Source organism: Sulfolobus acidocaldarius SUSAZ, assembly GCA_000508305.1.
Classification (GTDB): Archaea; Thermoproteota; Thermoprotei_A; order Sulfolobales; family Sulfolobaceae; genus Sulfolobus; species Sulfolobus acidocaldarius_A.
Window position 1 is genome coordinate 110,085 of sequence record CP006977.1, and the last position, 15,629, is coordinate 125,713.

Annotated in this window: 14 protein-coding genes; 5 read left to right on the forward strand and 9 right to left on the reverse strand. The window is 35.5% G+C overall.

The genetic code is table 11. The annotated features are described in order from the left end of the window. Together SUSAZ_00685 and SUSAZ_00690 are read right to left on the reverse strand one after the other, a co-directional pair. On the reverse strand, positions 1-804 hold the full coding sequence (locus SUSAZ_00685; protein ID AHC50653.1) for an aldo/keto reductase: 804 nt from the start codon (positions 802-804) through the stop codon (positions 1-3). Then, complete coding sequence (locus tag SUSAZ_00690) at positions 801-2,045, reverse strand: FAD-dependent pyridine nucleotide-disulfide oxidoreductase (GenBank protein ID AHC50654.1); 1,245 nt, start codon at positions 2,043-2,045, stop codon at positions 801-803. The genes SUSAZ_00685 and SUSAZ_00690 overlap by 4 nt, the downstream gene beginning before the upstream one ends. 136 nt (positions 2,046-2,181) lie before the next feature. Between SUSAZ_00690 and SUSAZ_00695 the strand changes: the two genes are divergently transcribed. From SUSAZ_00695 to SUSAZ_00710, 4 genes are all read left to right on the forward strand, one after another. Beyond that, positions 2,182-3,468, forward strand: coding sequence for a phosphomethylpyrimidine synthase (locus tag SUSAZ_00695; GenBank protein ID AHC50655.1), 1,287 nt, complete (start codon positions 2,182-2,184; stop codon positions 3,466-3,468). 402 nt (positions 3,469-3,870) lie between these two features. Beyond that, positions 3,871-4,725: a translation elongation factor gene (locus SUSAZ_00700; GenBank protein ID AHC50656.1), complete on the forward strand. Its 855-nt coding sequence runs from the start codon at positions 3,871-3,873 to the stop codon at positions 4,723-4,725. 96 nt (positions 4,726-4,821) lie between these two features. Beyond that, positions 4,822-5,532 carry a peptidase A24 gene (locus SUSAZ_00705; protein AHC50657.1) on the forward strand — a complete coding sequence of 237 codons (711 nt, stop codon included), beginning with the start codon at positions 4,822-4,824 and terminating at the stop codon, positions 5,530-5,532. Between the two features lie 67 nt (positions 5,533-5,599). Continuing rightward, the gene (locus SUSAZ_00710; protein AHC52393.1) at positions 5,600-6,439 is read left to right on the forward strand and encodes a hypothetical protein; all 840 of its coding nucleotides are present in this window, start codon (positions 5,600-5,602) and stop codon (positions 6,437-6,439) included. 32 nt (positions 6,440-6,471) lie between these two features. On the opposite strand, the gene SUSAZ_00715 is transcribed toward SUSAZ_00710, so the two are convergent. Both SUSAZ_00715 and SUSAZ_00720 read right to left on the reverse strand, forming a co-directional pair. Beyond that, positions 6,472-7,140, reverse strand: coding sequence for a creatininase (locus SUSAZ_00715; protein ID AHC50658.1), 669 nt, complete (start codon positions 7,138-7,140; stop codon positions 6,472-6,474). A gap of 373 nt (positions 7,141-7,513) precedes the next feature. Then, positions 7,514-8,767: an arsenic resistance protein ArsB gene (locus SUSAZ_00720; protein ID AHC50659.1), complete on the reverse strand. Its 1,254-nt coding sequence runs from the start codon at positions 8,765-8,767 to the stop codon at positions 7,514-7,516. Between the two features lie 56 nt (positions 8,768-8,823). Here SUSAZ_00720 and SUSAZ_00725 point away from each other — a divergent pair, with 56 nt between their 5' ends. Further along, positions 8,824-9,963, forward strand: a complete 1,140-nt coding sequence (locus tag SUSAZ_00725; protein ID AHC50660.1) for a hypothetical protein — start codon at positions 8,824-8,826, stop codon at positions 9,961-9,963. On the opposite strand, the gene SUSAZ_00730 is transcribed toward SUSAZ_00725, so the two are convergent. From SUSAZ_00730 to SUSAZ_00750, 5 genes are all read right to left on the reverse strand, one after another. Further along, the gene (locus SUSAZ_00730; protein AHC50661.1) at positions 9,956-10,891 is read right to left on the reverse strand and encodes an acyl-CoA thioester hydrolase; all 936 of its coding nucleotides are present in this window, start codon (positions 10,889-10,891) and stop codon (positions 9,956-9,958) included. The two genes, SUSAZ_00725 and SUSAZ_00730, sit on opposite strands and share 8 nt — an antisense overlap. After that, complete coding sequence (locus SUSAZ_00735) at positions 10,878-11,270, reverse strand: hypothetical protein (protein AHC50662.1); 393 nt, start codon at positions 11,268-11,270, stop codon at positions 10,878-10,880. Before SUSAZ_00735 ends, SUSAZ_00730 begins: the two co-directional genes overlap by 14 nt. After that, entirely contained in the window at positions 11,271-13,088 is a 1,818-nt protein-coding gene (locus SUSAZ_00740; GenBank protein ID AHC50663.1) for an ATPase AAA, read from the reverse strand. Next, a complete protein-coding gene (locus SUSAZ_00745) occupies positions 13,081-14,169 on the reverse strand; it encodes a hypothetical protein (GenBank protein AHC50664.1) in 1,089 nt (362 codons plus the stop codon). The genes SUSAZ_00740 and SUSAZ_00745 overlap by 8 nt, the downstream gene beginning before the upstream one ends. Before the next feature lie 66 nt (positions 14,170-14,235). After that, on the reverse strand, positions 14,236-15,558 hold the full coding sequence (locus SUSAZ_00750; GenBank protein AHC50665.1) for a CoA disulfide reductase: 1,323 nt from the start codon (positions 15,556-15,558) through the stop codon (positions 14,236-14,238). Between the last annotated feature and the right edge of the window lie 71 nt (positions 15,559-15,629).

Genomic DNA, 15,629 nt, shown 5'->3' on the forward strand with positions numbered 1-15,629 from the left:
CTATGAAAATCTTTTTCTTATTTCATTATAATCTTCGTCCCTCAGGTCAAATTTCATAACATCAGCTATTTCATCAATATGTGTTTTCTGTACGGCTTTTGGTATAGGTATTGATCTTCTCTTTAGATATGCTAATGCAACTTGTGCCTGCGTCTTGCCATATTTTAGTGCGATATCCTTCAACCTTGATTCTGAGGATATAGATCCCTGACCTAAAGGAGAGTACGCAATTATTGTTACTTTATTCTTCTCGGCAAACGGAATAACGTCTCTTTCTGGTGTTAGCCTATATATACTGTACTGAATTTGATTTGCTACTATTTCGTATTTCTTGGTGGAGTGTATGGCTTGGTCAAGCAACTTTACATCAAAATTACTAACTCCAATACATCTGACAACTCCCATATCAATTAGTTTCTCCATTGCCGATATTGTCTCCTCAACCTTCACATCGGGATTAGGCCAGTGGATCAGATAAAGATCTATATATTTGGTGTTTAATCTCTTCAAACTAGCTAGCGCTGACTTTATTGTATCATCATATTTAAGGTGATTGGGCCATACTTTTGTGGTTATAAAGAGGGACTCCCTATCAAAGTCAGCCACGGCTTTACCAACTATTTCTTCTGTATGTCCTCCTCCATACATCTCTGCGGTATCGATTAGGTTTATTCCTTTATTTATAGCATATTTTATTGCTTCAATGTAAAGATTATCGTTCCCGTGACCTGGAGTCCAATAATCTCCTCCCATTTTCCAAGTACCTAAACCTATACTACTAATTTTTTTATCACACAAGTTCATTTTAGTTCCCTCATTATTTCATTTATTGTTTCCAGATAAGAAGGATGCGGGAATGGATACTCTGCAAGTTCTTTTACTTTAATGTTATATCTTATAGCTAATCCTAATACACTTACAATTTCCTCTGCTCTTTCAGAAAACGCAACGGCCCCAATTACTCTGTCATCCTCCACACAAACTTTAACAAATCCTTCTGTCTCCTTCTCTGCGATAGCTCTCGTTAATGATGCCATATTCAATTTAACACATTTGCCTCTCGTTGTATCCCCCACATATGCTATTTGAGGTTTAGTGTAAATCACTTTTACTATGCCATCACTTCTGTACTTCGAGGCTATTCCAGATGCATTATATCCTGCAGTTATTCCTTTGCTTATAGCCTCATGAGCAGTAAAGCTTCCTGTGACATCTCCTGCTGCATATACTCCTCTAATTTCAGTCTCCATAAACTCATTTACTTTTATCCATTTATCATGAGGTACTTCTTCGAAGCCGTTAACATTTGCTGTCCTTCCAAAACTCATTAAAATTATATCAGCTTCTATTTCTTTTCCGTCATCTAGAATAACTTTATTCTTATCAATCTTCTTAACTTCTTTACCTAGGAGGAGATTAAACCCCATCCTTCTAAAGGTATATGTAACAGAGTTACGAAGATCAGGATCATGTCTAGGGAGAAGTAAATTCTCCTTTTCTACTACCAAAATCTCTTTACCTAATGCCCTAAGTAGCCATCCGTATTCAACTCCTCCTACGCCTCCTCCTATAATTACCACTCTTTGAAAGTCTCTATCTAGGTAAGGTAAATCATCTGATGCAATTGAGCCTTGAACCTGTGGCTTTAGCGTACCTGTGGCAATAATTATCTTATCAGAACTTAGGGTCTGCCCATTAACTTCTACTGAATTTCCCTTTAATATTGCTCTCCCATGTATAATATCTACGTTGTATTTTTCCAGCATGTACTCGGTACCCTTACTTACCCTGTTTACTGCATTTATGCCCAGTTCACTAATTTCTTTAAAGTTGAATTCTATTTTACTACTACCCTTTACCTTTTCAATGCTTGAGGATAGAATTAAGGGGTGTAACATGGCTTTTGATGGTATGCATCCGTAAAGTACACAGGTCCCTCCGAGCCTGTCCTCTTTTTCTACTAAAATGACCTTATTTCCTAGTGAGGAAGATGTTATAGCTGAGTAAAGCCCTGCAGGACCTGAACCAATTACGGTAATTCGCATACATATTCTTGTCCTCTATAATTTAAAAATTAATTTCAATTACCTATGTTTTGGTACTTTGGTTTTTAATTTGTAGTTAAAATGATTAAAATACAGTATAATAAAGTTTATAATCCAGTTTATTGAATATCTTATTATGTCCATAATCGAAGAAGCTAGGAGAGGAATATTAACAGATGAAATAAAGAGCATTAGTAAGTTAGAGAAAGTTTCTCCTGAAAAAGTAAGAAAAAGGATAGCTGAAGGTAAAATAATGTTACTTAGAAATGTTAAGAGACCTAGTAAAAAGTTAGTACCCATAGGTAAAGGTCTAATGACTAAGATAAACATCAATATTGGGACATCTAGTGAGGTAATTGATTTAAACATGGAGCTAGAGAAAGTTAAGATATCGAACAAGTGGGGAGATACTTTAATGGACTTATCCACTGGAGGGGACATAGACGAAATAAGGAGAAAAATTATAGATAAAAGCGACCTTCCTGTAGGTACGGTGCCAGTATATCAGGCGTTTATACAGTCCTTCAAGAAGAAAAGCGGAGGAGCTTACTTCAGCGAAGATGAACTTCTAAGTATAGTTGAAAGACAACTGAAAGATGGTGTGGCGTTCATGACAATTCATGCAGGTTTAACAAAAGAACTCGCTATTAGAGCTCTTAAGAGTGATAGAGTTATTCCGATAGTTTCTAGAGGAGGAGATATGATTGCAGGATGGATAATACATAATGGGAAAGAAAATCCATATCGAACTAACTGGAAATATTTATTAGAGCTTTTTAAAGAATATGATGCTACCATATCTCTGGGAGACGCATTAAGACCAGGCGCAATTGCGGACGCTCATGACGAGTTTCAGATAGGGGAGTTAATAGAAACTACTAGACTTGTAAAAGATGCTATTAGTAACGGAGTTCAGGTTATGGTTGAAGGTCCCGGTCACGTTCCATTAAACGAAGTGGCATGGGATGTGAAACTAATGAAAAAGCTAACCGGAGGCGTTCCATACTATGTGTTAGGACCTTTAGTAATTGATGTTGGCGCACCATATGATCATATAGCCTCTTCCATAGGGGCTGCAATAGCCTCAGCTGCGGGAGCAGATCTACTGTGTTATCTTACACCTGCAGAGCATCTCAGTTTACCGAATCCTAAGCAAGTTGAAGAAGGAGCTATAGCATATAGGATAGCAGCTCATGCAGGAGATATAGTGAAATTAGGCAAGAAAGTTAGGAAATGGGATAATGAAGTAAGCCACTACAGGGGTAAACTGGAGTGGGATAAAATGATAGAGAAGCTTATTGATCCTAAGCAGGCTTACAGGGTTTATACTCAGTTTGGTGAACCCAATGTTAAAGCCTGTACTATGTGTGGTGGGTATTGTCCAATGATGTGGGCTATGGAACAGGTTAAGAAGATTGGTTGACAAAGAATCGGCAAGCCTTGTCTTTTAAGGCGGGGTGAGGTTTTTATAGTATCGTTAAGATGTTAAATTTGGTTAAAATGACGCGTGAGGAAACCCATGGAAATGGGTTATATTAGTTCAATTAAGTGTCCTCATGCTGAAAAACAATATCCTTGAGTCTCAAGGAGGGTGGAATGAGGGTTTGACCAGAGGGATAGGGGTAAAGTGGTTGAAGACCTAGCCTTTGGTTTACCGCTGGATGTGTGGAGTGGGTGATACTCACTAGTTATGAGACGATGAGGGTGAAGGCGGTAAATCATAAACCTGTGAATCGCTCTAAAGGAACCCTTTAGGGCGGGGAGGAGGTCAGAAACAAAAAGATATCAATACACTTTTTTAGTATCTGTTATTTATCTTCCTATTATGTTAAAAGGCTCCATAATAACAGTCCTTGCTTCAACAGAGACTGATGCTCTGAATGTAGCTGAAAGATTGGGTAAAAGGGTTGAGTCAAGTATTTACTATAAGAAGTTTGGTGAGCATATCAGATCTATTCTTGTCCCTCAAAAGTTACTCGATCAGGCTGAGGCACTAAGTATATCATCTGCATTTTACTTGAAAATGAGCCAAATAACTTCTGTTGAGGGAGAATTCGCTTTACTAGCAGAGGCTTCAGGATTAAAAGGTGTGGTACTCCCTCCAGAAGATAGTTCTGCATTTGAAAAAATCTTCAAGGATTTATCAATAGTTTCAATGGTTACTAATGAATTTAAGGAAACAGATGGGGATTTGAATGATAGGGGTTATGTTTACGTTGATAGGGCATTTAATGTCAAGGGTGTCGGTACAGTAGTTTTAGGCTTTTCGCTTACAGAAGTTAGACCTCATGACAAGTTGATAGCTTTGCCAATGAAGAAGGAGGTAGAGGTTAAAAGTATACAAGTTTTAGACGAAGATCAGGAAGGGGTTTTGCCAGGTGTTAGAATAGGCTTTGCATTAAAGAATGTAAAGATCGAAGATATAGAAGGGGTAACAGCGTTGGTAAAGCCTAACATTAAGTTGATTAACTCAATTCAAGGATTTACGAAGTTCAAGTGGACTTCAGATACGGATTCAGTTCATGTAGTAGCAGGTGGCATTAAGACAATAGGAAAGATTGATAATAATATCATTACGTTAAAAGAAGAAATCCCTATAACTGTAGGAAGAGCTATCTTATTAAATCTTAATGCTAAGCCTAAGAGTTCTAGGGTATATGGATATGCAGAGATCAAGTAAGTTCATAAATATAAATATCATTGAATTCTATTATAAGTAGGGGTATCTAGCCCTCTGACTGCCTCGCAGAGGGCTGTGTGAGGAGGGCTTCCTGCCGTGAATTTGATATATCTACTGCAAATAGTCTTAACTTGCATAATGTTAGCTCATACATCTTATCTTGATATTAAAAAGAGAGAAGTAGACCTAAAAATATGGGCTATCTATGCCCCTCTAGTAATCTTCTTTGTATTCAATTATCCGCATCTTAATCTGTTTCTATATTTATACTCAGTTATAACTGTAAATTTAGTCATGTATTTCTTATACCGTTTCTCGATGATGGGAGGTGCAGATTTAATACTATCCATAATTCTATCTCTCAGTAATGCCACAACATATCCCATATTTTTCCCAAGTCTTTCATCAGAAGGCTTTGAGCCTTTTCTAATCATTTTGTACGGTTCTATAATCATACTCCTATCAGGCTTAGTCAATCTATTCAGGAACTTAAAGTATACAAAAGGTTATTCATTAATGGTAAGATTAAATCTCGCTATTTCTGCGAAGAGGATAAAAGTAAAAGATTTTCTATCTTCAAAATTTTTATTTCCATTAACAGTAATAGACGAAAAGGGAAACCAGAATATTAGAACTAGTTTTGATGTGGAAGAGGATGATGAAGAATGGAGAAAATTATATCGAGAATATGTCGAGAGGGGTTTAATCAAAGAGGAAGATTACATTTGGGTTATGTGGGGTGTTCCAGTGATTCCGTTTTTCTTCATAGGCTATTTAATAAGTCTTGTGATGGGTTTTCCTATATAGACTATATAAAATATTTAGTCAAACTACGAATAGATTTTATAATTTAAGATTTAACAAATATAGTGAAATGTCGTATCCAACTTCCGATCTAGATGCGTTAAATAAACTAAAAGATGCTGCTCTGTGGTTTATTATAATAGGCATATTATACTTCATAGGTTTCTTTTTTGCCTTATTAATAATTGTGCCATTGATACTTTATTTTGTAGTGGGAATACCTAAGTTGAGAAACGCATTTCAAGCTTTTTTAAATTTAGGTAAGAATGTTAATTTAGGCTCGACAGGGCTTAACATACTTATATATGGTTTTATAGTAGCCTTTATCGGCGGAGTACTAAGCTTCTTAGTACCCTTTGCGGGAATTGCACTAGTTGGTGTTGGGGTTTTATTAATATTTCTGGCTCAGGTATTAATAGGAGTAGCACTTTATAACATTGGTAATAGTTATAATTCTAGTTTAATGTCTATAGGCGGAATAATTGAAATTTTCTTGAGCTTTATAGGCTGGATCCTAATTTATATTTCAATAGATGAGGTCATAAACAGATTTAGAGGCATGCCTGCACAAGGTCCAACTACATTTGGTATACCTTCCTATCCTAGTGGTCCCACTTACATGCCTCCTGCAATTTATCAAGTTGGTACTGCATACCTTAAACCCAATGGTGAACTCAAGGTTACACTCTATTCAAATGTGGCGGGGATATCTATAATATCAGCTACAATAGAGGCATTTTCAATAACAACGACCAATATATCTCCATCAATGTTAAATCAAGGTAATAACCAAATTACAATACTCTTCCCGACTGTGGCAGGTCTAAGCATAGGAGGAAACTATACTGTAGCATTATCTCTCTCGAACGGACAAGTAGTGAGAGTAACAACGCTATACACTAACATCTGACCTCCTCCCCGCCCTAAAGGGCGAGGCTTTCATCATTTTGTAAGGCTTAGAATTAGTCTTTTTAATTTTTCCACATTCTTACTGATAAACATTCTGCCTTTTTCTTCATCTATAACTACTTTTCCCTTATTAATAATTCCGTATGGGTTTGACTCTTTAGTAGTTATAATATCGAAGACACCCTCTTGAAAAGAGTAATTAACGTCCTTTAACTTATCTTCATTAACCAGTTTTGGATTAATCACTTTTATTGCAGATGTCTCTATTGTGCCTGCATGAAGATCCTCTGAATTTTCTTCCTGAACTGTAAATGTGTAAACTTTAAATGTTTTGTTACTGAAGTTTAACTGCCTCTTAACTACATCTAGTACAGAAACTACTCCTCCATGTCCTATTACTAATACTGCCTTTTTGGAAAATTTTGAAATAGAATTTAGGATTTCGATCATGTAAGAAGCGAATGTGACATATGAGACGCCTGCATATGGAAATCCCTCATGTTCCATGGAACAGGTGTAATAAACAGTTGGGAATAATAAAACAACATTATTCAGCTCTTCTTCAACTCTTTTAGCTATTTCTTCAGCAATTATAGAATCAGTGCCCATAGGTAAATGAGGTCCGTGTTGTTCTAAACTACCTATTGGTATCAAAGCTATTTTATCTTGAATATCGTCCTTACTCGAGTACAATATCTTCATTGTTCTCTATGTACTTAAGTGGATTAGAGAGTTTAAAATAACTCTACTTTCAATCTCAAGTCCATTCAAGGTATATGTATGCTTTTTATAGATAGTAAAACGTGAGGAATAGACATTCATAAACTTGATTTCTCTGGGATCTTTAGAATTGCATTTAGTTATCTAAATTTAAATAGTGTTAACGTATCTAAAGATTCACTAATTGGACGGAGATGCTTATAGGGAAAGCATCAGGACTTTAACCATAAGAAGGGATGGTTATGTGGGAGTAGCGATACGCGAATGCATATATTTTGCGGACATGGGTTAACTAGGGAGTCTAAGTTGGAGAGACCCTATAGGGAAACGAATGTAATGGAAATATCATGAGGTACTAATGAAATGCGGTTAATAGCTGTATCAAGATTGTCCCAACAAATGAAATGAAGAGATAAAGTACTACAAAATTTACAGCTAATATAGGCAATGCATATTTCATGAATTCTAGGAAGCTAAAGCCTTTTCCTCCTCTGCTTTCTGAAGCTTCAGAGACTATAACATTACTGGCAGCCCCTAAAATAGTGAAGTTTCCGGCAATAGTGCTTCCGGCTGCTAACGCTAGCCAATTCAATATACTTACTGCGCCTAACTTCTGCATTTCTTGTATATATATAGCAACTAAAGGCACATTACTGAGTATTTGACTTAGGACTACACTGGAAGCCATTATGGTAGCTGTGTTAGTAGGTAATGGAACTATATGATACAAAGCATCCATTATTCCGCCCTTTACCAGACCTTCAGTAAATATGAACAGTCCTATGAAAAACACAATTACACTCCAATCAACCTTTTGAATTATTTCTCTTCTTTCTTTATTGACCAGTAATAAGATCGAGGAAGTTACTAGGGAGGCTAGTACTATATCTATTCTATAAATGCTTAAAACAAAAAATAGTATGATAGTAATTGCCAATAAAATAAGAGAAGAATAAGCCAATCTTTTGTTTTGTATCTGAATATTTCCAAGGTTATCATCCACAGTAATGTTAGAGAGTTTTTTTCTAAAAATTAGAAGGAGGACGAAATAAGAAATGATAAAATTTATCATAGTAGGTATTAGAAGAATAGCAACAAATATCAGAAAAGGAGTATTGGATTCTAGTAATATTAATAAGTTCTGAGGATTGCCAGTTGGCATCATTACACTACCTATTGTTACCCCAAATGCTAAAGCGTAAAGGAAGGGTAACTCATCGACTTTCATTGCCTTAGACGCTTCAAGAACAACAGGTGTCCAGCTTGATGATATACCGTCATTTGTAACCAAGTTGGAAAGGATTCCAGCGTAGAATAGAATATAGAAGAGAACCTTTTTTGGATCTTTATATCGAGAAACTAATTTGTAAGCAAGAAATTTTAGAAATCCAGATACTTCTAACGCTGACGAGAACATAAAAAGTGTCATGAGAAATAGAATTACATCCAAATTAACACTGGAGTAAGCTTCTTGTAGAGTTATTACTCCTGTCACTATCATTAAGATTCCACCAAAGAACATAGAAGCCCATAAAGGTACCCTAATAATACTCCTTGAAATGATCAATCCGTATGTTATTATGCCTATTATAAGAGCTATATATTCCATGAGTAAGTAGTTAATGCCTTATTCTTTTTAAGTTATTGTCGATAAACACAACTAACGTGAAGCTATTCATAGGGCAAGCATTCATAGTAGCCGGATCAACATTATTGTCTTTGCTTTATCCTTTAGTACTCTATGATCAGACTCACTCCACTGCTTTATTAGGAATAAGTATAATGCTAAATGAGTTAGCAGTGGGTTTGGGATCGTATGTATGGGGTAGGATAATTGATAGAGTGAGGGAAAGATACATATTCTTTATAATACTTCCTGTATCTGGTATCGGAATCACACTGTTGATCTTCGATACAAGTTTAGGTCTAGTGGGATATACTCTGTTAGGATTTTTTACTGCCCTAGATTCACCTATATACTCCATATTACTGTTAGAGAGATTTTCCATGGATAAGGCTGTTGTCGCGAATTCCATGTTATCTCAACTCTCCTTGGCTGGAAATATAATAGGTAGTATAATGGGCGCATTTAAGTTAAAGTTCTTCACTATAATTATATTCTTTATAATCGCAGCTGTCTTAAACGCCATATTGATACCTAGGTATAAGGGGGATATAAGAGAGGATAAGGTAGAGAGAATAAGGGATACTAGGAGGTTACTTAAACCTTTAATCTCTTATTCTATATTTAACCTTTCTGCAGAGGTCTTTTATGTGGTTTACATCCCATTACTTAATCTGTTAACATTGCCTTCATGGACCTATTTCGTTAGCTATACTATACTGTATGCGATAGATGAATACATTTACTACATCTCGCCAAATTTAGTTAGGGATAATGAATTATACTATATCTTTATTTCAATAGCTCTGAGAGGTTTTTTAGTAGCTTTAGTGGGGTATTTGCTCTTTATGAAGATTAATTTTAGCTATCTTACTGTCTTGTTTTTTATATCTTTTGGTAGCCTATATCCTCTATATAATACGGCGTTATTTTCTCTTATCTTCAAAGATTTAAAGAAAAATAGGGGATCCATATTAGGTCTCTTCAGTGCCGGAAATAATTTAGCATCTGCAATGGGTAGTTACCTATCAGGATTAGTAAATCCGATGTCGATATCTCAGGCTTATTTCTTCAGTTTCTTCGGGTTTTCATTATCGTTTTTTATAATGTATGACTACATTAATGAAAAAAGACAAAGAGTTGAAAATAAAAAGAAAGTCATCGTTTCTAATTCTACCTAGTAGTAATTAGTTTCTTTCTTCTTAAAACTTCATCATAATATTTCTTTTCGACGTCGGTTTCTGGTGTATAGCTAGGTACTCTTATGGGTTTTCCATTAGAGTCAACCCTGACATAAGTGAAATAACCCGTTGTTATGTGTTCTTTCATCATAGTTTTTGGATCTATCCTAATTACATTAATCAGTGTTTCTATTGATGTATTTCCTACATATATTATTCCTGCTCTTATTTCCACGATATCGCCTAACCTAATTGGTGTATAGAAACTCATTCTATTGACGGCAACAGTAACTACAGTTCCAGGTTCACTCTGTTTTATGTATCTTCCACATAATACACCGCCTAGGTCATCCATCGCTTTAAGTAATTTTCCAGCAGAAATTATCTTTCCGTCATAGGTCATGTCAGGTGTGATAAATATCTTTGACGATAATCTAAATCTCAATCCTTCTGTAGGATCAGTGATATCAAACTTCTTTTCAACCCTATCCTTAATAGCTCTTTGTCTCTCATTTCTCCTTTCAATAGCCTTCTCCATTCTTCTCTTCTCCTCTTCCGTGTCAGCGATCAGCTTGTTCTCTATTATTATGGGTTTAAATAAATCGTCTATTTTTACGTACGTACCTGTTGCTTCGACCAATGTCTCTTCGTCTCTTAAGGCTCTCATAGATACTTCTACAGAAGAGTTGCCCACATATTCTGCTTCCGCTTCCACTGCTATGTTATCTCCTAATGATATCGGTTTCTTAAATATAACGTCGTCAAGTGATGCTATAACCGCTAAACCTTTGGCTACCCTTATCGCTGACATCATTCCAGTATCCACTAGAAAGTTCAGCATTACACCTCCGTGCAGTCTACCTAGATAATTTATGTGCTCGTAATGAATTATTTTTATTGAGGAGACTTTGGTTTCAGATATTCTCAAATATGACACTATTAACTTGATCAGCCACTTCTAAATATTTTTTATCTATCTTGGAGTATTCAAGTAAATAATCCCTTAATTGACCCAATATTTGCTTCCAATTAGTTTTTATCACTTTAATAACATCTTCAGGTATTTCATTGTATTCTATTCTTTTACTATCTGCTGAAAATATTGGTAAATATTCTTCAAGTGATAAGGATATAATTACTACGCCTCTTCTGTCCAATACATACTCATGAACACCCTTCTTTGTCAGTGATATTCCGTAATCGTCGGATGGGGGTAACAGTCTAGCAACTGTTTTAAGAAAATCTATTGTAGATTCTTTATCTCCTTTTAATTTCATTTTTTTAAGAACGTTCTGTAACTCACTCATTTAACTCGCCTTTGACAAATCATAATGTCCTAATGGTGGAGGAACAGGTACTCGTATTTTAATTTTACCCTCCCTTAACCATGGGGATATTAAGTAAGCTACTCCATTTCTTTCCCAACTTAATATTTTAGCTTCTATTTTCGATAAACCTAAGGATTCTGCTACCTCTGGCTTTATTCTGAAAATGATTTTTGTATTTGCCAACTGAACTATTATATCTGATAGATCAGTTGGATTATGGGTAGAGAATATAAAGCCGATTTTTCTTCTCCTACCTAGCCTCATCATAGATGATATCTTTCCTGCCACTTTTCTAACATAATTTGCGTCCTCTTCAGAACCTTTACCAGAGGGGAAGAACTTATGAGCCTCGTCAATTATCAATACAAGCCTTTCCTTTAATGAGCCTATTTTCATCTGAGCCTCCCTTATTTCAAATATTTTATCAAGAAAATAATAAGTTACAATTTTCTGAGCGAAGTCATCTAATTCACTATTATAAAGATCTAGAATTAATAACTTTCTATCAGATGTCAGTAGTCTTCCTAAAGGTTCTCTCTTTACTCCCACGTCAAATAGACCTGTCGATCTGAGCAAATATAATCCTCTTAATATATTCTCCTTAGTGCTTTTGTGAATACTCAAATTATCCAAGTCATAATCTTCAAGAGAATCCGTGAGGCTAGCCAGAGAATTGTAGTCTTTTCCCTTTCTCTTTAATAGAATCTTAAGAAATTGGGTAGCCTGTTCAGAGAAATAAGGATTCAATCTAGGTAAAACTTTCTTTATCTCATCAAACTTAAAATAAAATGGAGATATTTCGACCTCAGATTTCCACTCACTGTTTGAGACTACTATTCTTCCCTCAGATACACTGTGGTAAAATTTGTATCCTTTTTTGGACAGGTAGTTTATCATTGGATACACGTAAAGTTTGAAATATGCATTTGTTATTGATAAAAGATCCTTATTTCCGTTAGTGTATTTCCTTATCCACTTTCTTGATAAAGGGTAAATTATACTGAGATTTAATCCCGACAACTTAGGGTAAAGAGACTCGAAAAGGGTTAAACTTTGACTTACGTTCTTATCTGTTTTATCAGGCGGTAAAAAAATGTGATAATAGTCTCCTGTTGCATCAAAAACGAAAACCTTAGTCAGCTCTGCTATTGAGTAAATACCTGCAATTACGTCTTTTACAAATGATGTTTTTCCTGCTCCAGTTGTTCCCAATATCAGTGTATGATAGTTTAGGTCATCTAGGCTGATACTTACTTTTATATTGCCTACGTGATTATCTAAGTAGCCTAATCTCAAAAGACCTCTATTGGTATCTAGAGACCTCTCTATTACCTCTGCTCTAGGCAAAATAACTGGTGATTGTGGCTCAACGACCAGGTCAGCTGACTCTGGCTCCGTTGACTCCAGAAAATTTACTTTAGTGAGAGGTTCGCATTTTATTATTACGTTAGATATTAGGGAACCTGGTTCCTCTTCCCCTATTTCATTATTTGATATTATTGGCGAATCTGGATATAATAATGATGACACGTCACTTCTTTCATATCCTATGACTCTCAGCAGAACAAAGTACAAAGTCTTTATGTCAATAGCTCCCAATAAAACCCCGATCTTTCCCAAAAAAGGGTACTTATAGTAAGTTACAGGATCAATAACTACATTAATTTGTGTATTGTTTTCATCCACTTTACTTGGAATTCCACGTGATACTCTTCCTATAATATCACCTAATGTAATAGCCAATGCTTTGGCTTTCTCTATCTGGTCCTTAATCTTCATTGAAAAATCTTCAGACAACATCAAGCACCTCAAATTTGTTTCTGAAACTCTCCTGGACTCCAATTCTATCAAGCGAGAACATAATAAATCTCAGAATACCCGATGACAATTCTTTTGCAGTCTTGTCTGCTACAGCTAAGGTTAAAGGTATTCCTTCAGTTGTGAATTTCAGTGAAGATAATTTATCTAAAGCGTTTTTACCTATTGATTCTATCCTTAGAATAGAGAATTTCGGTACGTATTTATGAATAGGATAAATCATGTAATTTACAAATACTTTAACTCTTTCATTTATATCTTTAACAAGGGGTCCAATACTTAATGTGGGGTACGGCGGATTATAATTAAATCTAACAAATTGATATAAGTAGGCCTCATCTGATAAAAACCCTCGAGGGTCTACCTTATATTTTGCTGTCAGTTCCTTATTATTAGATAGAGTTCTAATTAACAGGTCTGACTTGTCTATCCTTTTAACTACTCCAATGAAATTTTGATCTAAAATCGAAAGCCGTTCATTTGTGATTTTAGTTTTGACCCTCTCAGGGAGGTATATATAAGGGGGGAATAATGGTCCATCAACTAAGACTAAACCCTTATTTTTTAATACTTTTAAAGCTTCAGTTTCTAATATAGCTCTCAACTCAATTTCTATTCTTTCAGGTTCTATTGTAGATTGGAAAGGTGTACCATCTAGTGAAAATGTCATGATATATTTTGATGAATATAAATACGGATTTATTGTTCCTTTAGAGTTTGATGAAGGAGCTAAGGCTATGAAGGGCTTCTGAATCTCCAGTCCTTTTAGACCAAACAAACCTGGATAAACTCCGTACACAGGCTTGTTAGAAGAAGACACTGCAACTGTGGATATACTTATTGTTCCACCGGCGGAAAAAATACTTCTACTACTCCCATCTATTGCATACACTTCCATATTTTGTTTTGTTGGAATTACCTCTTTTACAATGTCAGTAGTGATCAATGAGGCTTCGCTTTCTTTAAAATCTTCCCTAGGGACATAAATATTGAAGTACTCTCTTATATATCTTTGTATTACTTCATTCAGTATTACAGCAAGTTCATTGGTATTACTCATTCTTTGTTATAATTTTATTAATGTAATATTTAAATATGGCGTAATACCAATTAGTATTACCATATCCTAATCGTCCTTCATCAACTGTCTTATGGCTACAATAACAGGATCCCAGACTCTATTTATTGCTGGTAAATAGCCCATCTCAGTGAAAAACACGTCATCAATTGTGAAACCCTTATATAACATCCCGGCTAGCATATTTATTCTACCTAAAACTTCCTCTACTCCAATTATCTGCCCGCCTAATATCTTCTTACTTTCTTCATCTGCAATAATTTTAACATGTATATCACCTCCTCCTGGATAATATCTTGCCCTCGTTTTACTGTTAATTGAAGCGGATATAACATGGAAACCATGTTTTCTAGCTTCCTCCTCATTTAATCCAACCCTAGCTATGTAGTAGTCCTTATATTTAGTAACTTGAGTGTTAACTGTACCGGGGAATGTCATTTCCCTCCCTCCTATATTACTTCCAGCTACATAACCCATTTTATTGGCAACTGGAGCAAAGGGTACCCAATGGGGTCTACCCGTAAGTAGGTTTATAATCTCCGTGTTATCTCCAGCAGAGTAAACATCTTTTAGAGTGGTTCTCATATGTCCATCAACTTTTATTGCTCCTGTATCTCCTAGGGCTAACTTACCTTTAACAAGGTCAACATTAGGCTCAACACCTATTGCGACTATTGTCCCGTCTACCTCATAATTTCCTTTGTCTGTAACTACTAACCTTCCCCCTCTCTTTATTACCTCCAATCTTTCATTAAGCTTAACCTCTGCATCCTTCATCACAATACTTGTGATAATCTTGCCTAATTCATTATCTAAACTTCTATTGAGAAGATAGTCTCCCTTATGTATCAGTATGACCTTCTTTCCCCTTTCAACCAATGCTTCAACCATTTCAAGTCCTAGTATACCTCCACCTATGATGGCTACAGTATTTAATGACCATAGTTGCTTTCTTAATTCTAAGGCGTCAGCAGGATGATGAACATAAAACACTCTCTCATTGCCCTCAGTCTCCACTTTCTTAGGCTTAGCTCCTGTACTTAAGAGTAAGTAATCATATTCTCTCTTTATCTTTTCTTTATTAGCAGTTTCTCCATAAATAGTTCTTCCTGAGAAGTCAATTTCAGTTATTTTTATACCTGTTTTAACGTCTATTTTCCTCTTTTCTTTGAAGAACTCGGGCGTGTATGTCATGAATAAACTTTCATCATCAAAAAGCCCCTCAATGAAAAATGGTATTCCACACGGAGCATGACTTACGAACCTCGTTGACTCAAATACCTCGATATCCATCTCTGGTTTTAATCTTCTAACCTTAGAAGATGCACTCATTCCTGCTGCTCCACCACCTATTACAACTAACTTCTCCATTACAGTCACCTTATTTTTAATATTTCTAAATCAAAGTTAATAAACTACACATACGCAGATTTTTAGATATA